Raw genomic sequence first — 20,809 nt, 5'->3', positions numbered from 1 at the left:
TGACCAGTCGGCATTTTCGAATGTAGAGGTATTTCCGATGGTCAGAGAGAGCACGCCGAAATCATCAGAAGTGGCCGATTTGGTCTCGGAGCATATTAACGAACCTGAGGAGTCGGTTATTTCGACTGTTACACTGACGGTCTCGTCGGCTCTCGGCTGTCCGGTTGCAGCGTCGAGGAGTGATACCTGATAACCTATCTGGGCGTTGAGACTAAGTGTCAGGAATAATGCGGATATGAATGTAGTTAAGCGTATCATTATTATTGAATTGTATTTGAATGCCTTTTATTGTGCGATGATTTGAATATCATCGGCAATCCCTATTATTTGTCCGTTAGACTTGTTGTATGCAAAAATTCCGAAAGAGGTTATGATTGTATAACCCGAAATTATATAAGGTGAAGACTTGCTGAATCCACCACCGTCAGGATCTGTCCATGTCACTGATATCTTGGCTGTGCTTGAAGAGAACGAAATTTTACCGATACACTCGGTATCAGTGTCTGTGAAGGACCAGCTTTTGCTTATAAGAGTTCTCTTGTCAAGGCTATCTGCACGCTTTGCATATTCGGCTACCGGCACATTCAGAATCTGGCTTCTTCCGAGCAGAACATCATCGACGGTTGCCGAGATGTAGAAAGGCAGTTTTGACCAGTCGGCATTTTCGAATGTAGAGGTATTTCCGATGGTCAGAGAGAGCACGCCGAAATCATCAGAAGTGGCCGATTTGGTCTCGGAGCATATTAACGAACCTGAGGAGTCGGTTATTTCGACTGTTACACTGACGGTCTCGTCGGCTCTCGGCTGTCCGGTTGCAGCGTCGAGGAGTGATACCTGATAACCTATCTGGGCGTTGAGGCCGAGGGTCATGAAGAGAAATAATATTGTGAAGAACTGTTTTTTCATTGTTTCTTAAATGTGGTGTTTGATTTCTGATTTTTGAATCGGCCGATCATGACAGATGCGTCAATGTCAATCACTACCATGCGGGTGATGTTTTCTTCTGAGATCTGCATACGGATTTCTCCGGTCGAGGAAATTGTATATGTGAAGTCTGCTGTCAGGCCATCATAGGAGACAGCGCCTTTTTCATCGTCAAGGAAGGTGATAGTGATTTCTTTCGAGAGATCGGTAGATTTCCATGAGCCTTTAAACAGGTTCCGGTTCGGGAGAGAGGCTGTGGGCGGGAGCTGTGGGATAAAAGCTTTGTTGATCCTACGGACATTCGGAGTTCCGCACCATTCGAATACTCGCTCGTCGGCTTTGTAAGATCCTACCGCAGGAAAACTTGACCGGACTGTCACACCTGATTTGACGGAGTTGAAAATGAACGGGCTGAGACGGGCTCCCTCGTTGAGGGCGATCGGTGCTGAGGCGAGAGTATGGTTGCCATAGCGGAAAACGGGTCTTACCTGCCATTGAGTCGGATCGATTTTTCCCTCTGTTCCAAAGTCAAGATCTGCGGAGATGCCCTGCTGTTCGAAACTGAAGGCTTCGATGTCAGTAGTGAAGATGCTGTCGACAACCTCATTTGTGACTGTGTTGACTAACTCGAAGCCGGTTTCGAGAGGATAGGGGATGGGGATTTCGGAAATGGCGGCGGCGGTGCAGACTTTCTGCGCTTCTTTGAATGGTTCCGGTTGTTTTTTTGCCGGGACGGCCTTGCCGTCAGTAAAAGAGGGGAAAAGACTCAGTTGGGCGAGCTGGAATTTGAGAGAGAAGGGTTCGCCGATTATGTGTTCGTCTTTTTCTGTTTCAAAAATCGACTTGGTGTACCAATAAGGGGCGATGTCTAATTTCAGGCTTAAGTCAAGATTTCCGTTGACCGCAGGTTTTGTATGGTCAGAGGCCATATCGGCAATAGCTCCGACACTGATGTTTCCGGCAAGTTCAGCCCCACCGCGCAGGCGGACTCCGGCACCGAGATGCTCGATAAATGTGTTGAGACTCAGTTTGGTGTAAAAACCGCCGAAGAGGCTTCCGTCAAGAACAATGGCAAACTTTGCTTCGTCAGCTGTCGGGTCAGCTTCCGCCGGATTGTCAGCTTGTGAGGGTTGAGAGAATGTGTTGACTCCATTGCGCCGAGTCCATTCGGTGTGGTAGCTTGTGGTACGGGTCATCGAATAATCGATTTTAGCTGATGCCTCCGCTTTCCAAAATGCTCCGATCTCGATAATTGGCTGGATTGTTCCTAATGCGAGCGGTGGGAGATAAAATTTATGTGCTCCATATTCCTTGCCTGCCTCTTTGGGTTCTTCAAGATTGAAATTGAATGTCATGCCCATCTCGTTGGTGATCGCGATATTGGCATGGTAATAGCCGGAGAGCACATTGGCTACAACGTTTGTGAAAGTTAGCTCGCAGTTGAGCAGGAGGCTGAATTCTGACTGTTCGGCGAATTTCAGTGCATTATCCCACGGATAGCCATCGGCAGATCCTGCACGGGAGGCTCTCTTTACGGTAGCCGGTACGGAACCGACCTCTCCGGAGAAGAAGAATTCGTCGAAAACTTCGGAGGCGGGAACGTCAGAGATATTTACGTTTACCGATGAATCATTGTTGCGGGTAACGGCATCGACTTTTGCGCAGAGTCCCCAGGGGAATAGTTCGTGGAAGCCGATATAGTAGACATATTGTCCGGCGGAGGGTATGCGGTTGACTGGGGTGCCGGCTTTAAAGCTGATTACACCATCTGTGCTGTCTGTTATGTATGGAATATCGGCTTCTGTTATTTCATGAACGCCTGTTTTGGGTACAATTTTGTTGCGGTTGCCAAATGCTACTGAGTCGATGTCGGCGAGCATGATTTTGAAAACAGAGCCGTCTTTACGGATGAAATCTTGTGAAATGAAATCAGGGTGATCAATGCTGTCGGTGTCGACTGTTGAAAGATTGACTGACTGCAGTTCTTCTGCGTATATCAGAGTGACATCACCGGTTTTGCTGAAAACAAGCACCTGTGTATCTGTTTCATCGGCAGCAAGGCTGGTGGAGATGCTGAATAGCATCAGGGTCAGGAGTAATAACTGTTTCATGGTTTCCTCATTTTAAAGGTGCGATTACCGGCCTTGATGATGTAGATCTGAGGTGATAATGAAGAAAGGCTTATTTTCAGGTTACCGTTGCCGAGAGTGATGACTTCGCATTCATAGCGGATGCCGTCTGTGCCGTAGACTGAAATTTCTTCGGTTTTAATGGGTGAGCAGATGATGATATCGCCGTTTTCATCAACAGAGATTTCTTTTCCATCGGTTCCGATCAGGCCGATTGACGATGTGTCACCTATGGTATACTTGCTGATTTCGCTGAAGTTGAAAATCCGGTTGTTGACATTGATCTGGTTGTTGCTGTCAAACGTTATTTGCGGATTGTCAGAAAAGGGGATGACTATGCTTGAGCCATTTTTGAACCATAGGACAACGCAGTCAGAGGCCGAAGCGGTCAGACTTGCTGAAATGGCCATAGCAAATATTGGCCATTTGAAAATTTTAAAATTCATGTTAAATAAAGGACTTATAGCTGATTGGTGATTAGATGGCTAAAGGTAATATATATTTCGGAATCTGGAAAATCGGGCTGATGAGTTTGAATGGATGACAAATGTATTTTATGAAAAATTAATAAAAGCAGACAGCCTTACCGGATTTATCCGATGAGGCTGTCTGATAGTTATTGAATAGCCGGTTTTTTCTGAGCCGGTTGCTTATTCGGCTTTAGGTTCGGCGGGTTCTGCTTTTGCGGGTTCTGCTTTTGCGGGTTTTTCAGCTGCGGCTTTCGGGGCTTTGGGCTTTCGGGGTTTTGCGGCTTTTTTCGCTGCGGCTTCTTCGGCTGCTTTTTCGCGGAGGAGGTGCTCTTCGTTGAAGTGTTCGATGTTTTTGCGCATTGATTCAGCTTCTTTGTTGAGTACTTCGATTTCGCGTTCCTGGTTACGGATGGTGGTCAGGAGTGAGCTGAGTTCTTCGTTGTCAATCGACATGGGGTATTGTTCTTCAACGCGGACTATGAAGTCGGCGAGGACGTTCATGTAGTTTGTGAATGCGTCGAAGGGTGTGTCGTAGGGTGAGAACTGTGAGTGGACCGATCCGTCGTGCATGTTTTTGGTTGACATGTAGAAGAAGTGGTCGGCTGCCTGGAGGTAGTACCAGTCTTGTTTGAGGCGGCGGTCCTGGCAGAGGCGTACGCGTTCGCTGACGGAGTAGAGTTTCTGGAAGGCTTCGTTCTGGAGCTGGTTGCCGAGCCATGCCGAGGTGTCGCGTGCTTCGTCGGCCCATGAGATGGGGTGGAGGATGGAGAGTTCGGCTACGGGTTTGAGTTTGGTTACGGCTGTGGTGGGTGTCCAGAAGTCTATTCCGCGTTCTTCGGCGAAGCGTGGGAGGGCCTCAAGGAATTGGAAGATGCCTGTTTCACGCGGCTGGAAGTCGCCGAAGACTTCGAGGTTCATGAAGAGGTTGATGATCTGTTCTTCCTGTGGGGTGGATGCGATCCAGTCGATGTATTTGTCGGCTGTGAGGGGGTAGTCTTCCCAGGATGTGTTGCTGAAGCGGTCGGAGATGTCGTCGCTGAGTTTGTCGTTTTTGAGGAGGATTTTGAGTTTGGGTGCTGATGCGGCGCTGTAGATGTAGTTAGGCGATTTCCATCCGAGGATATGTTTGGCTCCTTCGGTGATTACGCCTTTGTAGCCCATGCTCTGGATGAGCGGTGCGAGTTCGTCGCTGTAGATGAGCTCGGTGTTTCGGAGGACTTTGGGAGTCTGTCCGAAGAGTTCTTTGATTTTTTCGTCGTGGACTTTGACCTGGTTGATGAATTCGTCGGGGTCGGCGAGCGATGATAGTGAGTGGGCGTAGGTTTCGGCGAGGAATTCGACGCAGCCTGTTTCGGCGAGTTTTTTGAGCAGGTCGATGAATTCGGGGACGTATTGTTCGAATTGTTCGAGTGCTGTTCCGGTTACGGAGATGGCGCATTTGAATTTGCCTTTTGATGCTTCGATCATCCGTAGGAGGCTTTCGGCTGCGGGGATGTAGCTGCGGTGGGCTATGCGGGTGATGATGTCGTCATTGGCGAAGTCGTCGTAGTAGTAGTGGTCGTTGCCTATGTCGAAGAAGCGATATCTTTTCAGACGGAACGGCTGGTGGATCTGAAAGTAGAAACAGATTGCTTTCATGAATTTTTTATGTTTTGGGGCGGCTGTGCCTGTTTGTTGTGGAGAAAGGGGCCGCTTTATTTGTTTAAGACCTTGTTATATATATCAATCACTTTCTGGCCGGCTTTGTCCCAGGTTATGCGGTTGACTTCGGCGAGGCCGTCTTCGCGCAGCTGGTTGTACATTGCGGGGTAGGTTACGATTGAGTTGATGGCGTCGGCCATTGCGTCGATGTCCCAGTAGTCGGTTTTGATGACGTTTGTCAGGATTTCGGCGCAGCCGCTCTGCTTTGAGATGATGGATGGTACTCCCATCTGCATTGCTTCGAGGGGTGAGATGCCGAATGGCTCGGAGACTGAGGGCATGACGTAGACGTCAGATGCTTTGAGCATTTCGTAGACCTGGGCGCCTTTCTGGAAGCCGGGGAAGTGGAAGCGGTCAGCTATTCCGCGTTCGGCTGCGAGGAGGATCATTTTGTTCATCATGTCGCCGCTGCCTGCCATGACGAAGCGTACGTTGGGGTTGTTCTTGAGGACTTTGGCTGCGGTTTCGACGAAGTATTCGGGTCCTTTCTGCATTGTGATTCGTCCGAGGAAGGTCACTACTTTGTCTTTGCTCTTGTGTTCAGGTACGTTGAGTTGTTCGGGGGTGAGCGGTGTGACGGCGTTGTGGACGGTGGTGACTTTTGCGGGGTCGATTCCGTAGTGGTTGATTACGGTGTCGCGTGTGAGGTTCGAGACGGTTATGATGTGGTCGGCGTGGTTCATGCCGTCTTTTTCGATTCCGAACACTGTGGGGTTTGGTTTGCCTCGTGAGCGGTCGAATTCAGTGGCGTGGACGTGGATGACGAGCGGTTTGCCTGAGACTTGTTTGGCGTGGATGCCTGCGGGGTAGGTGAGCCAGTCGTGAGAGTGGATTATGTCGAAGTCGACTGTGCGGGCTATGACTCCGGCGCAGATGGAGTAGTTGTTGATTTCTTCGACGAGGTTGTCGGGGTAGCGTCCGGAGAATTCGATGCAGCCGAGGTCGTTGGTGCGCATGTAGTTGAAGTCGGCGTAGATGTGATCGCGCAGGCGGTAGTAGAGGTCGGGGTCCATTACGTTGCCTATGCGGTCCTGGACGTACTGGCGGTCGACATCGCGCCATACGATGGGTACCTGCGACATTCCGATGATGTTGGCGAAGTGTTTTTCTTCGTCGCCGAACGGTTTGGGTATAACGAATGTGATGTCCATGTCACCACACTCCCACATACCCTTAGTGAGACCGTAGCTGGCGGTTCCGAGGCCGCCGAGGATGTGAGGGGGAAATTCCCATCCGAACATTAAAGCTTTCATGGGCGTGTGATGATTAGTCCATTATGAATTTCTTGAGTGTGGTGAGCGTGCGTAGCACTTCGGCTATGTTGGTCACGTGGCTGATGGCGCCTCTGCCTGAGAAGGGTGGGTTGGCGTCGTAGAGCTGTGAGAGGGAGCCGATGCATCCGTTTGACATTTCGTCTTCGAAGCCGATGAGCATTCGGTCGATGTAGCTGACTCCGCTCATGCCGAATACTTTGAGGTAGGCGTCGGAGTAGAAGCCCATGAGCCAGGGGCGTGCGGGGCCGTTGTGGAGTGCCATTTCGCGTTCTTCGGGCGATCCGAGGTAGCTTGGGCGGTAGCCGTAGCTTTTTGGGGAGAGGGTGCGGAGGCCTTTGGGGGTGAGGAGTTCGCGGGTGACGATGTCGAGCACGCTTTTGCGCTGGCGGCGGTCAAGCGGGCTGTAGTCGAGGCCGATGGCTATTGCCATGTTGGGGCGCACGGAGGGGTCGGCATAGGTGCCGTTGACGTAGTCGTAGAGGTAGCCGAAGTCGTTGAGGAATGTGGCGATGAATGGCTGAGCCATTTTTTCAGCGGCTTCGCGAAAGCGGGTTTCATCGGGGGTGCCTTCGGCGAGGCGTGAGGCGAAGATGAGGGCGTTGTACCAAAGGGCGTTGAATTCGACGAGGAGGCCTGAGCGGGGGACTATGGGGTGTCCGCCGAGGGAGGCGTTCATCCATGACATGGGTTTTTCGGTGCCTTCGGTGTTTACCATTCCGTTGCTGTCGACTTTGAGGAGGGGGTGGCGCTGGGAGAGGATGAAGTTTAGGATGTCACGTACTTCGGGGAGGTATTTTGCGGCGGCGTCTTCGCGTCCGTAGGCTTTGGCATATTGCTGGAGTGACCAGATAGCCCAGAGTGGTATGTCGGGGAGGTCGATGCCGTTGATGCGGCTGTCGAGCTCGCCTGTGGCCATGAAGTGGCGGAGTGCCTTGAGCGATGTGGCTGCGATTTTTTCGAAGTCTTCGCGGTGGTTTATGGCTATCGTGGCTCCTGGGAGGGCCATGAAGGTGTTGCGGGCGAGTATTTTGCCCCAGGGGTAGCCTGAGAGGAGATACATGCTGTCGCCGTCATTGAGGTAGCATTGCTTGACTGCGTTTTTCAGGCAGTTGAAGAATGATGAGCGGCATGTGCGCTGTGCGATCTCTTTTTCATACATTCTGGCGAGTGAGCGGGGTGAGACTTCGCTTAGTCCGGCTGAGAAGATGATTGATTCGCCTTTTTTGATGGGGACTTCGAAGTAGCCGGGAACCCAGAGGTCTTCTGAGTAGGGTACTCCGCGTTCGAGGTCTTTGACGTATTCGAATCCGTTGTACCAGTTGGGTTCGTAGGTCCAGGTTGGTTTGTGGCTGAACTGCATGTAGAGTGTCGGGTAGCCTGGGTAGAGGCATGCCGAGACGCCGTTGTCGATCTGTGGTATTGTCTGGTCGAGGGCGTTGTTTGCGATGCAGAGTTCGTTGGCGTCGCGGAAGGCGAGCACCGGGCGGAAGCGGAGTGTGGTCGGAGAGTGTGCTTCAACGAGGGTGTAGCGGATGAGCAGGCGGTTTTCGTTGGAGATGAAGATCTTTTCTTTGGTGAGGATCACGCCTCCGACTCTGTAGGTGGTGCGGGGCACGTTTTCGCAGTCGAATTCGCGTATGTATTTGTGGCCGTTTGGGCTCATGACTCCTCCGCGGTAGCGGTGAAGCGCGAGGTTGAAGGGGACGCCGTGCTGGTAGACTGTTTCGTCGAGTGACGATAGCAGCACGTGCCAAGAGTTGCCCAGTTCGGGGACGGGGACAACGAGCAGGCCGTGTTGCTTGCGGGTGTTGCAATCCACTATCGTCGTACAGTGATAGGCTCCCGACTGATTAGTGCGGAGCATTTCCTTTGGAAGTGACTGCTCCAGATTAATCATGAGTTTTTTATCAAATTTAAGATAGCTCATGTAAGGGAATAGATATAGATTATGATGTTAGATTCCTGACGGATGATATTAGAACTTAGAACTGATGCGCTTCGCGCGGAGCTGAGGAGGGTTTACGGAAGGCATTGGATTTATTTAAGTCACGAATTTAACCTATTGTCTTGATAAAAGCAAATTTTGTGGTGAAAAAAGTTAAAATCGGGCTGAAGGGTGTCGGAGGGCTATGTTGTAGAACATCAACGGGCTTTCCGGTGGTATAAAAAAGAACTTCCGGGCTGTTTGTCTTTGAAAAAGACTGTCAGCCCGGAAGCGGTATATTTTTTTTCAGTGTCCTGAAGGATTTTCCTCTGATTTTCTTATTTGAGGACGTCCTTCACAGCGTCATTGGGAACCATCTGTTCCTGGAAGGTGTAGGCACCGGTCTTCGCCGACTTAACGACCTTGATGACCTTGCTGTAAGTGCGGCCTTCGCCTTTTTGCAGAGATGCAACGGTTTTCTTTGCCATGAGTCAGTGAATTATTTGATTTCTTTGTGAACGGTAACTTTCTTGAGGATGGGGTTGTATTTCTTCAACTCCAGGCGTTCGGTGGTGTTCTTGCGGTTCTTGGTGGTGATGTAACGCGAAGTACCGGGCATGCCCGATGCCTTGTGTTCGGTACATTCGAGGATGACCTGAACGCGGTTGCCTTTAGCTTTCTTTGCCATCTTCTTATAAAATGTCTAAGTATTTGATTTCAGTTATATAACCCTTTGCGGCTGCTTCTTTGATGGCAGCGTCGAGGCCTTTCTTGTTGATGGTGCGGAGGCCTGCGGCTGAGATGGTGAGAGTGATCCAAGCTTGCTCCTCAACCCAGAAGAATTTCTTGTTGAAGAGATTTACATCGAACTTGCGCTTGGTGCGACGCTTTGAGTGCGACACATTGTTGCCCACCATTGCTTTCTTGCCTGTGATCTGACAAACTTTTGACATGGCTGTTGGTTTTTATCTCTTTGTTGTTTACTAATAATTTTTAGTCACGGCGTCTTGTGGCCGCCATCTCAATTCTCATATCAAGGCTAAGTGCATCATTCTTAACCTCTTTTCAAGGATGTGCCACAAAACTCGGCTGCAAAGTTAAGAATTTATTCCCGCTTTGCCAAGCGGAATTCAAACTTTTTAGATGGCCATCACATATTTTAACTAATCTTTATAGTGCTGAGATGGCGCGCGGTTGTGGTTTCCGCGCGCCATCTCAGGATATGTGTGTGGTGGCTTCTGTGAAGCTGATTCCACAGAGGGGGTGGATTATTCCTCGTATTTCTTCACGATGACGGTGGCGTTGTGGCCGCCGAAACCGAATGAGTTGGAGAGGGCCGCGCGGACGGGGCGGTTTTCGGCTTTGTTGAAGGTGAAGTTGAGGGTGTAGTCGATGTTTTCGTCGTTGTCTCCTTCCTCGTGGTTGATGGTCGGGGGCACGATGTCGTTCTTGACGGAGAGTACCGAGAACATGGCTTCGAGCGCGCCGGTGGCTCCGAGCAGGTGGCCGGTCATCGACTTGGTTGAGCTGATGTTGAGCTTGTGGGCCTGTTCGCCGAACACTTCTACGATGGCTTTGACTTCGGAGATGTCGCCTACTGGGGTCGATGTGCCGTGCACGTTGATGTAGTCGATGTCTTCGGGCTTCATGCCTGCGTCTTCGAGGGCGTTGCGCATCGAGAGGATGGCGCCGAGGCCTTCGGGGTGGGTTGCGGTGAGGTGATATGCGTCAGCGCTCATGCCTCCGCCGGCTACTTCGGCGTAGATCTTGGCGCCGCGGGCTTTGGCGTGTTCGAGTTCTTCGAGGATGAGCACTACCGAGCCTTCGCCCATGACGAAGCCGTCGCGCGAGGCGCTGAAGGGGCGTGATGCGTGTTCCGGGTCATCGTTGCGGGTAGAGAGGGCGTGCATTGAGTTGAAGCCGCCCACGCCTGCGGGGTAGATGGCTGCTTCGGCGCCGCCGGTCACAAACACGTCGGCCTTGCCGAGGCGGATGAGGTTGAAGGCATCGATGATGGCGTTGTTTGACGATGCGCAGGCCGATACCACGCCGAAGTTGGGGCCGTGGTAGTTATACTCCATCGAGATGTGGCCCGAAGCGATGTCGGCGATCATCTTGGGGATGAAGAAGGGGTTGTATTTGGGGCCTTGCTGGGGGCCGTTGAGAGCGTAGTAACCGGCTTCTTCCTCGAATGTGTGGAGGCCGCCGATGCCGGCTGCCACGATTACGCCCACGCGGTTGCGGTCGAGGTTTGCGGCTTCCTCGATGCCTGAGTCGGCAACGGCCTGACGGGCTGCCACCATAGCATACTGGGCGTAGAGGTCGAGCTGACGCAGTTTCTTGCGGTCGAAGTGGTCATTGGGGTTGAAATCCTTGACCTCGCAGGCGAACTGGGTCTTGAACTGCGAAGCGTCAAAGTGGGTGATGGGAGCGGCTCCGCTCTTTCCGGCTACGGCGTTGAGCCAAGTGGTTTCAACATCGTTGCCTATAGGGGTGATGGCGCCGAGTCCGGTCACCACTACTCTTTTAAGTTCCATTGGCAAAATGAATTTCGTAAGGGTGTTAGGGAGGAAAGTTTCTGAGGGGAGGGGGTTAATTGAGAAGAAGGCTCCACCGCGCTGGTTTTATTGGCGTGGGGAGCCTTTTTTTGGCTCGGTCAGAGCGCGGGCTGTGAGCTCGCAGACCGGTTTTTACTTCTGAGTGTTAGCCGCGATGTATTCGATAGCGTTCTGTACGGTGCTGATCTTTTCGGCCTGGTCATCGGGGATAGTGATGCCGAATTCTTTCTCGAATTCCATGATGAGTTCTACGGTGTCGAGGCTGTCTGCGCCAAGATCTTTAGTGAATTCAGCGGTTTCGGTTACTTCGTTTTCGTCAACACCGAGCTTATCAACGATGATAGCTTTAACTCGAGATGCAATTTCAGACATAGTTTTAATTTTGTGAGTTGATTAGTAATTTCTTGATTGGAATCGCAAAAATTTTTACATTTGCGGTGCAAAGGTAATTATTTTTTGTCAACTTCGCACACAACAAACGTATAAAGATGTTAATTAAGCTCCTTTTTGGTCTCTTTTTGGTGCCTTTCGCCGATTCATTGGCCTCTTTGAGCGATTAGGATTGTGGCCGGATGTTACAAACTTGTTACGTTCCTTGCGTGTTACCTCTGTGAATGCTCTCCCCCCTCTCTCTGCGGGCCGGTTTCTTCTGTCAGGGCCGGCAGATATGCCACATATATTATATATAATACACACTTTATTAGGATTATGGAAAGAAAATACTGTTTCCTCGCCTCGGCCGCTCTCGCGCTTGCCCTGACGGCCTGCGGAGGTTCCGGATCAGGCCGGAAGGCCGATGCCGGGCTCATCAACGAATTTCAGGTCAGCGAGATTCTGATGACGGCTGACAAGGACTATCGCATCTCGATGGACTACGGCGATGCATATCTTGAACTCTACACTTCGATCCACTGGCCCGAACGGCTGGGCTCAAATGATATAAGCGTCCTTCAGGACTCGCTGCTGTATTTTGCCTACGGTGACACCGCCGTCACTGACATCAGAGCCGCCATCAGAGCCTATCTCGACAACACTTCTATTGTAGAGGGTATAAAGTCTGTCACCGAGGTCGACTCGCTCCCGGCCGACACGATGACCTATTTCAACAATGTCACGGCCTCGGTTATGGAGGTCAACGAGGATATGGCCACCTATCAGGTGGTTTCGTCGACCTATCTTGGCGGCGCCCACCCCATGACCTCCGTGCGCCCCTTCACCTACTCCTTCGCGCAGGGTCAGGTGCTCGGTTTCGACAATATGTTTCTGCCCGGCGTGACGGCTGATTCCATAATGCCTGTGATACGCACGGCGCTTGCCCGGCAGCTTTCAGTTCCGGTCGACGCTCTTGACCGCGGGGGCATCTTTGTCTCGCAGCTGACCTATCCCGGCAAGCCCTACATTGCGTCAAACACTCTCTATTTCCACTACGACCCCTATGAGATCGGTCCCTACGCTCTTGGGCCTGTAGATGTGGCGGTCTACCCCGACGAGGTCGACCGTTTCCTCCGCCCCGACGTTAAGAACCTTTTCGACCAGGGCTTCTGACCGCATCTCGCGCATAGCCTCATACACGCTGCGCGTGCTGAGGCCGGATGGATGCGCTCAGAATCCGGATAGAGTCGCACAGAATCCGGATGGTGATGTCCGTCAGGACATCGGTTTACTCGTAGCCCGTGACACCGGAGCGTAAAGCGCGCAGGTGTCACGGGTTTGCGATACATCTCGGCATGTGGTGTCCGGCCGAGGACACCGATTTACCGCTCCTGATGGGCTACCCCGCATTATCGCACTATTTCCGGAGGCCGGGTGTTGTATCTTTGTAAAACAACCGCTTTTCTGCATTGCCCCCGTTTTTTTACGGAATCGGGTCAGTACTTGGTCACGCGGAGGGTGGAACGATCGATTGCCGAGGTTGACTGCGCAGGCGCCACGGTGGGGATCTCGGCGCCTTCCCTCACGAGTATGATGCACTTTATCGGACCGTCGGCCTCGATGCGCTGCCATCCGGGCGAATAGCTGCGGCCGCTCTGATAGTCTGTCCACTTCTGTCCGGCGGGCAGATAGACGTTGCGCGCGGATGTTTCGGTGAGCAGCGGGGCCACAAGGATGTCGGAGCCGAACATGTATTGGTCTTCAACGGTCCAGACACCGGGATCATCGGGGAACTCCACGAGCAGGGCGCGCAGCATGGGCCATCCGTTGGCCACGCAGGTAGCGGCCTGCTGCTCGATGTAGGGCATCAGCGAGTATTTCAGCTCGGCGCAGCGGCGGAAGTAGTCGGTGAATTCCGGATTGTCATAGAGCCAGGGCTCGGTCGGAGGCGCTCCGTGGGCGCGGGTGTGTGATGATAGGAAGCCCATAGGGAGCCAGCGGCGGTAGAGGGCTTCGGGGGTTGAGGTGACGAAGCCGCCCATGTCGTGGCTCCAGAAGCAGAAACCGCTCATGCCGAGCGAGAGGCCTGCGCGGAGTGTGCCGAGCATACCGGTGTTGGTGCTTGCCGCGTCACCGCCCCAGTGGAGCGGATAGCGCTGCGATCCGGCCCAGGCTGAACGGGCCCAGATGATGTTGTCGCCCTTGATGCGGCGGGTCACGTCGGCCACGGCCTTGTTGTAGCGCACCGGGTAGAGGTTGTGTTCGTAGAGACCGCTGCGGCCGTTGGCATAGATGGCATCGAGGGGAGCGGCTTCGCCGAAGTCGACCTTGATGGCGCCAACGCCCATTTCGAGCAGCGAGCCGAGTTTCGACTGATACCAGCTGACGGTCTCCGGGTTGGTGAAATCAAGCACGGCGTCTTCATAGGGCAGAGTGCCGCGTCCGTTTTTGACCGCGAGACCCTTGCTGACGAGTTCGGGGAAGTATTTGTTGCCGGGCACGAAGTAGGGGAGCTGCCAGAGGCAGATGTGGAAACCGTCTTTGGCAAGATCGGAGATCATCTTGCGCGGGTTGCGGAAGCGTTCGGGCGAGAATTCGTAGTCGCATTGCCAGTCGGTGTCGAACCATCCGGTGTCGAAGTGGATCACGTCGGCCGGGATGCGGTTGCTGCGCAGCTTGGCCGCCACGTCGCGTCCCTCGTCTTCGGTGAAGTAGCTGATGCGGCTCATCCAGGTGCCGAAGCTCCACAGCGGTGGCATTTCTGGACGTCCGCTCAGGGCGGTGTATTCGCTGAGGATTTCCTTTGGAGTGCCCCACATGATGAAGAGGTCAAGGTCTTCATCGGCCATGAAGAGCTTGTTGGCTCCGATGTAGCTCTGGCCCACGTCGGCGGTCAGCGGAGCCGATGTGTGGATAAACATGCCGTAGCCCAGGTTGCTGAAGAAGAAGGGGATGGGCTTGTACATGTCGGGGCTTTCGGGGCCCTGCGGGTCGGTGACGAAGAGGTTGAGCTTCTGTCCGGCCTTGTCAAGCGGACCGGGGCCTTCGCCAAAGCCGAAGATGCGTTCGCCGGGCGTAAGGGAGAAGACGGGGTTGATGGAGCGGGAGTTGTCTGATCCGCGCTTGATGAAACTGAACGGTGGCACCTTGATCTGGGTGGAATCGTTGTCGCTCCAGGTGCGTGTGCGGCTCAGTTCGCGGCCCTCGCTGTCAAGGATTATTATTCGCCAGGGATCGGCCTGGATGCGCAGAGAACCGTAGGGCGAGGTGTAGAGAACGTCGGCGCCCTTGCGTGTGACCTTCCAGGCGGATGCATCGTTGGCTACCGGTCCGGCAAGCATGGGCGAAAGCGAGTCGGGATCGGCGGGAGCTACCGGCGAGGTGTGGATGCGCAGGCGCAGTGTGCGTCCGTTGACCGGCTCGATACTGAAACCGAGATCGGGATTTTGCGGATAGGCAGTGTCAGGAAAATCAAGGCTTTTGAGAGGCTGGTGGAGATAGGTGTTGGCGTTGAAGGCCTGACGGGGCATGAGTTGCTGACGCTTCCAGCTGATGGTGCCGCGTCCGGTCGAGGTGTCGAATGCAGCCAGAGAGTCGGCAAAGAAATAGGTGTTGGTGAAGTCAGCGAAATCCTTGCTGACATCAATGCTCTGGCTCAGCAGATAGGCTGAGCCTGCATTTGTGCGGGTGTCTGCGGCGGCTGTCAGGATGCCGAAGGCCATGACGGCAGACATGAATGATCGGAATGACATGCTGATTGGTAAGGTTTGGGGTAAATAGGTTGAAGGTTTATAGATGCACAAATATAATGAAAAAATCCGAGAAATTTTTGCGGGCTATGAAATTCTCGCGAATAAATTGTAAATTTGCCGTAAACCTTGAAATTTGAATCACATGGAAGATATCAAAGTCACCGCACGGAACCTCATGGAGTTCCTCAACGAAAGTCCGGTCAATTTTCTTGCCGTCAAGACCGTCAGACGCCATCTTGACGCCGCCGGTTTCACCATGCTTGACCCCGCGGCCCGCTGGCAGCTTCAGCCGGGCGGAAAATATTATCTGGTAAAGAACTCAAGCGCCATTTTCGCGTTTACAGTGACCACCGAAGGCCCTGACGCCGGTTTCCGCATAATCTCGGCCCACTCTGACTCTCCCTGCCTGCGCATCAAGCCTAAGGCCGAGATGATCAGCGAAGGTGGGGTTGTCAGGCTGAACGTGGAGGTCTACGGTGGCCCGATTCTATACACATGGTTCGACCGTCCGCTCTCGGTGGCCGGACGTGTGGTGCTCCGCGGCGAGGATCCGCTGCATCCCCGTACAGAGATAGTGAAATTCGACCGCCCGCTGCTGATCATACCGCACCTTGCCATCCATTTCAACCGCGCTGTCAACGAGGGCAATCCTCTCTCGAAGCAGAAAGACATGCTGCCGGTGATAGCCATTGTCAGAGATGCCGCCGAGAAAGACAATCTGCTGCTCCGCACTGTGGCTGACGCGCTCGGATGCCGTGTGGACGATATTCTTGACTTCGACCTCTCGCTTTTCGACACCACTCCCGCCTGCACCGTGGGGCTTGACGATGAGTTTCTGACTTCGGGTCGCCTGGATGACCTGAGTATGGTCCACGGCGCTATGACTGCTCTGCTTGAGACTTCGTCGACGGCACAGACCCGTGTGATGGCTGTGTTTGACAATGAAGAGACCGGATCGGGAACCAAGCAGGGGGCCGCTTCGCCGGTGCTCGCCCAGCTGCTGCGCCGCATTGTAGGCTGTCTCGGCGGCTGCGAAGAGGACTATCTGCGCTCGATCGACAAGTCCTTTATGATCTCGGCTGACAACGCCCATGCCTTCCATCCGAACTATGCGGAGAAGTATGACCCGACAAACCACCCCGTGGTGGGCGGCGGTCCGGTGATCAAGATCAATGCCAACTGCAAGTATATGACCGATGCCGAATCAGCTGCCGTGTTCCGCTCTATCTGCGACAAGGCCGGAGTGCCCTGTCAGTATTTCGTCAACCACAGTGATGTGGCCGGCGGATCGACTCTCGGCAATATTCTGACATCGCAGATCGACCTGCGCGGCGTAGACATGGGCGAGGCCATATGGGCCATGCACTCGATCCGCGAGACGATGGCCACTAAAGACCATGCCTATACCATAGCGGCATTCAAGACCTTCTTCGATCTCTAAACGGACCATCGTGTTTTCTGAGAAATTATATGCGACTCTTCCTCCGGGCGCTGACAGACCTCTGTCGCCCGGAGGAAGACTTGTCTGTTGGGCGGGTGTGCTGCTCGCCGCGCTGATCTATGCACTTTTCTCGCTCCATGTACCTTATATCGGTGACGATTATGCCCTTCCTGTCGACTGGATGACAGCCAACGGCGGTGTCAAGGAGTTTTCCTGGCCGAGGCTGTGGAATTTCACGGCCTATCTGAGGTCTATCGACAATTGCCGGCTGGACAACATCGTGTTCATGGCGATGCGTATGGCTCTGTTGCCCAAATGGACTCTGGCGCTTGTAGTCGGACTGAGCGGGGCCTTTCTTATCCTTGGTGCGGGACAGCTATGTTCCCCCCGACGCTCAGACCTGCCTCTGGTCATGATCGCTTTCTGGGGATGGATGACATTTACGTTCTCGTGGCCCTTCGGCACGATGGGGATCGACAATTCATTCAATGTCCTTTTGCCGTCGGCCATGACGGTGTGGTTTCTCGTCCTGCTGCGTCGTGTGGCAAGCGGCAGGCTCCCGGTTCCGGTGCTTGTCGCAGGTGGTGTTTATGCCTTTCTGTGTGGATGGATACATGAAGGTTATGCCGTGCCTGTCGGATGCGGTCTTGGGACGTGGGCGCTTCTAAGGCGTTTCCGTATGCCGTGGCAGTGGTGGATTCTCACAGCCGTTTTTGCTGCGGGAGCACTCTGGGTTGTCAGTGCGCCGGGCCTTTGGATGAGGTTTTCGTCTGTCTCTGTGGGCGCCCCGGTCAATCTGAAGACAGTGCTTACTCTGTCGCTGCCTGTAGTAGTCTTGGCGGGATTGGCTGTTGTCTTGATGGCTTGCCGCATCCGGAAATGTGCGCTTGGAGGATGTCGGGATCATTATTGGCATCCACAAGCAATGGATGTCGTTGTCGCGATGGCCTTTGTGGTGTCAGCGGTGATAGTATTCAAATCGTCCCCTTCCAATCCGCGGGCTCTTTGGATCTGCAATCTTTTTGCCTCGCTGACAATGTTCGGGCTGCTTCGGACGGTCTTTGTCAGATGGCCGGCCACGGTGCTGAAATGTCTGGCCGGGGTGGCATTGCTTATGATCGTGGTCTTCTATATCAATGTCATCAGGACTCAGAAGCGGCTATGGGATGAAGAACAGGAGATCGAGCGGCAGATGGCGGAGTCGGAGACGGGGACTGTCTATCGCGATTATACGATTGCAATGTCAAAACTGACGCTGCTTCATCCAGTCAACGCCCACTGGCGGACCACGCTCCACATCAACAGTTACAATGATTTTTATCCCGGCGACAAAGTCTTTGCGGTTGTTCCGCCTGTGCTGGAGAGTCTGACGGCTGAAATGGTCGATTGGATGGAACGCAGCTCCAATGGCGGTCATGACAGTCATGAACGGCCCGGATTTCCGGCGAAACTTTCAGGTGGGGCAGATGTGTTTGCCTATGGCGATGAGCTGATCATGCCTGACAGACGGATGACTATGACTTATTGGACTGGGACTGAGACTGAAGTGGCGTCGCGTGGTATAAAGTGTGATTACGAGTGTGCTGATGGCCGGAGATTTGACAGCATGGAGTCGGTGCAGATCCGGTTTCGCACCCGCGATGGCCGGAGTCTCATATACATAGCGCCCTGTCATGTCAAGGTAACAGGGCCTTATAAATCTGTTTCGTATGTTGAAACACCCTCTAATTAGCCGGAATTGAAGTATGATTGAGAATGGGAGAGAGGTCAGGCATCCGCTGGTATCAGTTATAGTGCCTGCATATAATGTTGCTGAATACGTAAAGACAATATATAATAGTGTATTGGCGCAGACCTATCCTGACTGGGAGCTGGTTTTTGTGGATGACTGCTCGACTGATCAGACTGCGGCTGTGGTACAAGGTATAGCCGATTGTGATCCGAGGGTAAGACTTTACAAGACGGAACATAATTCCGGAACTCCATTGAGACCGAGGGTAAAGGGCGCTGAGATGGCCAAGGGAGAGTATGTCTGCCCGATAGATGCGGATGACGATGTTTCGGCAGACTTTATCAGGGAGCTTATTGACAGGGCACTGGAGACCGGAGCCGAAATAACATTACCGATCATGAGAAATTGCCGATCCGGGGAAGAGGTGGAAATCTTTGATTCCGAAGTTCTGGATAAGGGCTCGGTTTATACGGGTTGGGATCTGGTTGCCCACACGCTCTATGAGTGGCGTTTTGGAATGAACGGCGGTTTGTATGAAAAGGAGTTCTATAAGAAGTGCCTGAACTATCTTCTGGGACTGAGATTGACGGTGAAGGCCCCTGTGGTGGCACTTACGGAGTCTCTTATGTTTATTGACGAAGCCGGCAGCCGTGTCCTTCTGATGGATGCGGAAAAAGTCGCTTTTGCCTCTAAGGCGGTTTACAATTACAGATATAATCCTGATTCGGTTGTGGAAATTAAATCAGCCAGGAGTTTCAATGTCCTGGATTCAAATATGTTTATCCGTCAGGCCTTGTTGGATCATGGATGCAGTGAAGGTCCGCTATGGAGACGATTGCAACTACATCTCTCAGCTTGTCTTGCCGACAAGATGGCAAAATATATGGGCGGTAAAACGAAACGTGCAATGTTGAGTGAGCGGTCAGAGGTCGGAAGCCGCGATGTTTCAGTGAGTTACGGCGCGATGTCGTGAAATGGCCGAAAAAACGAAAAGTACATTTGCTTGGATTTTGCTTGGATTTTCGGAGCGGTTGGTTGGATAGTAAGTTGGATTGAAATTGGATTGTGTGCGGTCGCGCTTGTAGTGCGGCCTTTTTTATTGCGTGTCCAGCTGCATGAGGCGCGTCGGTGGCCTGTGGCGGTCGTTGATTCGTGGAATGATGGAAAGGCCGTGGCGCGGCTAAATGCGCGGAAATACGGCCATTTATAGGCGTGTAGTTGGCTGTGGTAGTGGCGTGGCCGGGAACGTATGTCGCAACACTGATTAAAGACTGTTTGAGCGGCGATTGAAAGCCTGTTAAAGACCGTTTGAACGCTATGCTCCGGGATATTTGCCGCCGACAGTTGCACCCGTCGTTTCAGCCGAAAATCATCAAAATTTTGTGATGCTTGGAGCATTGGTTGGAGTGTTGGTTGGAGTTTTCAGTACCATTTTAAAGCGTGTTCAAACCCCTATAAGGTCAAAAATCGGTTAAAAATCGGGCAATTCTAAGCGATAACACCCCCTATAATACCACAAAAAGCGGGGTAATTACGAGTTGCCAAGACGCCATAACCCTCTGTAATTATGCGACTTAAGGCTACGCAGACCATGGAAACGGCGAAAAATAAATAAAACGCACTAAAAAAGCGGCCTATCAGCGGTCGCGGCGTTTGAATGGAAAGAGTGAGAAACCTATTAACCTACACGCGCAGATGCGTCTGTATCGACAAGTGCCGCAAGCCGCTCCGCGTGTTTTTTTGTTTCGGCTAATTCAGCCTCTAAACGGCCAATCTCCTTTGCTTGATTTACAATGCGATCCATTAATTCACTCTGTGGCAGGTATGAATTAGTTTGGGGTGCTTTAAGTTCCATATCACCTCTACCTGTAATAAGCCAGTCTATATTGATGTGTTCACAAAATGAAAACACAAGGGGATAATCAATGGTATTGCGCTTTCTCCAATTAGAGATGGCAGCCTTTGACACTCCCAACCTATTACCTAAATCGGTATCGCTTTTGAGTGATAGAGCCGTTTTTAGGCGGTCTAATATGTCGTCAGATGAAAAAGTTTCCATTTTGTGTACTTTTATCGCCAAAAAATTTTGTAGTAAACAAATTGTGTACTAACTTTGCAGCGAATTAAAATTTTAACAGCCGCCAAAGGTACTAAAATTTGGCGAGATAACAGTAAAGAACCGAAAGGAATATGACAACAGAAGCGAACAACACCACGGAACGGAAGGCTCTAAACCTTGTGCAGCGCATAGTAGCGAACCACCTTGAAAATGAGAATGGCAAAATACAGGAGAACATGAAAGCTCTTGGAGAGGACTTCACATATTACCTCGGCTGGAAATGCGAGGATATATATGGAAAACCCAGGCTCGGATGACCCCTTAGACCAGGTTGAATTGACCCCTTAAGCCAAAATATCACTGACCCTTTTGCCCAATATAAAAATGACCCCTGTCGACGTAATGTCAGCAGGGGATTTTATATGTATCTTTGAATTCCGTTTTGGCCGAAGGGGGATATAATTCAAAGAAAA

The 20,809-nt window shown here is 52.3% G+C and carries 20 protein-coding genes; 5 read left to right on the top strand and 15 right to left on the bottom strand.

The features are described 5' to 3' along the window. The 12 genes from C5O23_RS12405 to C5O23_RS12350 all read right to left on the bottom strand — a co-directional run. Positions 1-258 (bottom strand): hypothetical protein (locus C5O23_RS12405; RefSeq protein ID WP_133166566.1); only part of this gene is annotated, 258 nt, incomplete at its 3' end. Between the two features lie 27 nt (positions 259-285). Further along, positions 286-906 carry a hypothetical protein gene (locus C5O23_RS12400; RefSeq protein ID WP_107033246.1) on the bottom strand — a complete coding sequence of 207 codons (621 nt, stop codon included), beginning with the start codon at positions 904-906 and terminating at the stop codon, positions 286-288. After that, positions 903-3,035 carry a hypothetical protein gene (locus tag C5O23_RS12395; protein ID WP_133166565.1) on the bottom strand — a complete coding sequence of 711 codons (2,133 nt, stop codon included), beginning with the start codon at positions 3,033-3,035 and terminating at the stop codon, positions 903-905. Before C5O23_RS12395 ends, C5O23_RS12400 begins: the two co-directional genes overlap by 4 nt. After that, complete coding sequence (locus tag C5O23_RS12390; protein WP_107033244.1) at positions 3,032-3,463, bottom strand: hypothetical protein; 432 nt, start codon at positions 3,461-3,463, stop codon at positions 3,032-3,034. The genes C5O23_RS12395 and C5O23_RS12390 overlap by 4 nt, the downstream gene beginning before the upstream one ends. A gap of 240 nt (positions 3,464-3,703) precedes the next feature. Continuing rightward, entirely contained in the window at positions 3,704-5,161 is a 1,458-nt protein-coding gene (locus C5O23_RS12385; RefSeq protein ID WP_107033243.1) for a glycoside hydrolase family 57 protein, read from the bottom strand. A 56-nt stretch (positions 5,162-5,217) separates the two neighbouring features. Continuing rightward, on the bottom strand, positions 5,218-6,477 hold the full coding sequence (locus tag C5O23_RS12380; protein WP_107033242.1) for a glycosyltransferase family 4 protein: 1,260 nt from the start codon (positions 6,475-6,477) through the stop codon (positions 5,218-5,220). Positions 6,478-6,490: 13 nt separating this feature from the next. Then, positions 6,491-8,425, bottom strand: a complete 1,935-nt coding sequence (locus C5O23_RS12375) for a glycogen debranching enzyme N-terminal domain-containing protein (RefSeq protein WP_107033241.1) — start codon at positions 8,423-8,425, stop codon at positions 6,491-6,493. Positions 8,426-8,760: 335 nt separating this feature from the next. Continuing rightward, a complete protein-coding gene (locus C5O23_RS12370; RefSeq protein ID WP_107033240.1) occupies positions 8,761-8,910 on the bottom strand; it encodes a DUF4295 domain-containing protein in 150 nt (49 codons plus the stop codon). A gap of 11 nt (positions 8,911-8,921) precedes the next feature. Further along, entirely contained in the window at positions 8,922-9,110 is a 189-nt protein-coding gene (gene rpmG, locus C5O23_RS12365) for a 50S ribosomal protein L33 (protein WP_107033239.1), read from the bottom strand. Between the two features lie 4 nt (positions 9,111-9,114). Next, on the bottom strand, positions 9,115-9,375 hold the full coding sequence (gene rpmB / locus C5O23_RS12360) for a 50S ribosomal protein L28 (protein WP_107033238.1): 261 nt from the start codon (positions 9,373-9,375) through the stop codon (positions 9,115-9,117). A 315-nt stretch (positions 9,376-9,690) separates the two neighbouring features. After that, positions 9,691-10,959 (bottom strand): beta-ketoacyl-ACP synthase II, encoded by a 1,269-nt coding sequence (gene fabF, locus C5O23_RS12355; protein WP_107033237.1) that lies wholly within the window; start codon positions 10,957-10,959, stop codon positions 9,691-9,693. A gap of 153 nt (positions 10,960-11,112) precedes the next feature. Continuing rightward, complete coding sequence (locus C5O23_RS12350) at positions 11,113-11,352, bottom strand: acyl carrier protein (RefSeq protein WP_107033236.1); 240 nt, start codon at positions 11,350-11,352, stop codon at positions 11,113-11,115. A gap of 336 nt (positions 11,353-11,688) precedes the next feature. Here C5O23_RS12350 and C5O23_RS12345 point away from each other — a divergent pair, with 336 nt between their 5' ends. Continuing rightward, positions 11,689-12,525 carry an RsiV family protein gene (locus C5O23_RS12345; protein ID WP_107033235.1) on the top strand — a complete coding sequence of 279 codons (837 nt, stop codon included), beginning with the start codon at positions 11,689-11,691 and terminating at the stop codon, positions 12,523-12,525. Between the two features lie 323 nt (positions 12,526-12,848). On the opposite strand, the gene C5O23_RS12340 is transcribed toward C5O23_RS12345, so the two are convergent. Next, the gene (locus C5O23_RS12340) at positions 12,849-15,074 is read right to left on the bottom strand and encodes a glycoside hydrolase family 31 protein (protein ID WP_240597838.1); all 2,226 of its coding nucleotides are present in this window, start codon (positions 15,072-15,074) and stop codon (positions 12,849-12,851) included. 172 nt (positions 15,075-15,246) lie between these two features. Here C5O23_RS12340 and C5O23_RS12335 point away from each other — a divergent pair, with 172 nt between their 5' ends. The 3 genes from C5O23_RS12335 to C5O23_RS12325 are packed head-to-tail and all read left to right on the top strand — an operon-like array spanning position 15,247 to position 19,250. After that, on the top strand, positions 15,247-16,545 hold the full coding sequence (locus C5O23_RS12335; protein ID WP_107033233.1) for a M18 family aminopeptidase: 1,299 nt from the start codon (positions 15,247-15,249) through the stop codon (positions 16,543-16,545). Positions 16,546-16,555: 10 nt separating this feature from the next. Continuing rightward, positions 16,556-18,277 (top strand): DUF6056 family protein, encoded by a 1,722-nt coding sequence (locus tag C5O23_RS12330; protein ID WP_107033232.1) that lies wholly within the window; start codon positions 16,556-16,558, stop codon positions 18,275-18,277. A gap of 13 nt (positions 18,278-18,290) precedes the next feature. Further along, positions 18,291-19,250, top strand: a complete 960-nt coding sequence (locus C5O23_RS12325) for a glycosyltransferase (protein ID WP_107033231.1) — start codon at positions 18,291-18,293, stop codon at positions 19,248-19,250. Here C5O23_RS12325 and C5O23_RS14200 read toward each other — a convergent pair. Further along, positions 19,232-19,675 (bottom strand): hypothetical protein, encoded by a 444-nt coding sequence (locus tag C5O23_RS14200; RefSeq protein ID WP_133166564.1) that lies wholly within the window; start codon positions 19,673-19,675, stop codon positions 19,232-19,234. The genes C5O23_RS12325 and C5O23_RS14200 overlap by 19 nt on opposite strands. 280 nt (positions 19,676-19,955) lie before the next feature. After that, entirely contained in the window at positions 19,956-20,336 is a 381-nt protein-coding gene (locus C5O23_RS12320) for a helix-turn-helix domain-containing protein (protein ID WP_107033230.1), read from the bottom strand. Positions 20,337-20,467: 131 nt separating this feature from the next. On the opposite strand from C5O23_RS12320, the gene C5O23_RS12315 reads away from it, so the two are divergent. After that, the gene (locus C5O23_RS12315; protein ID WP_107033229.1) at positions 20,468-20,653 is read left to right on the top strand and encodes a hypothetical protein; all 186 of its coding nucleotides are present in this window, start codon (positions 20,468-20,470) and stop codon (positions 20,651-20,653) included. Positions 20,654-20,809 lie beyond the last annotated feature (156 nt).

The sequence above is a fragment of the Duncaniella muris genome (assembly GCF_003024805.1).
GTDB lineage: Bacteria > Bacteroidota > Bacteroidia > Bacteroidales > Muribaculaceae > Duncaniella > Duncaniella muris.
Note: the sequence above shows the minus strand (reverse complement) of the source record. Positions and strands in the feature narration are given on the sequence as shown.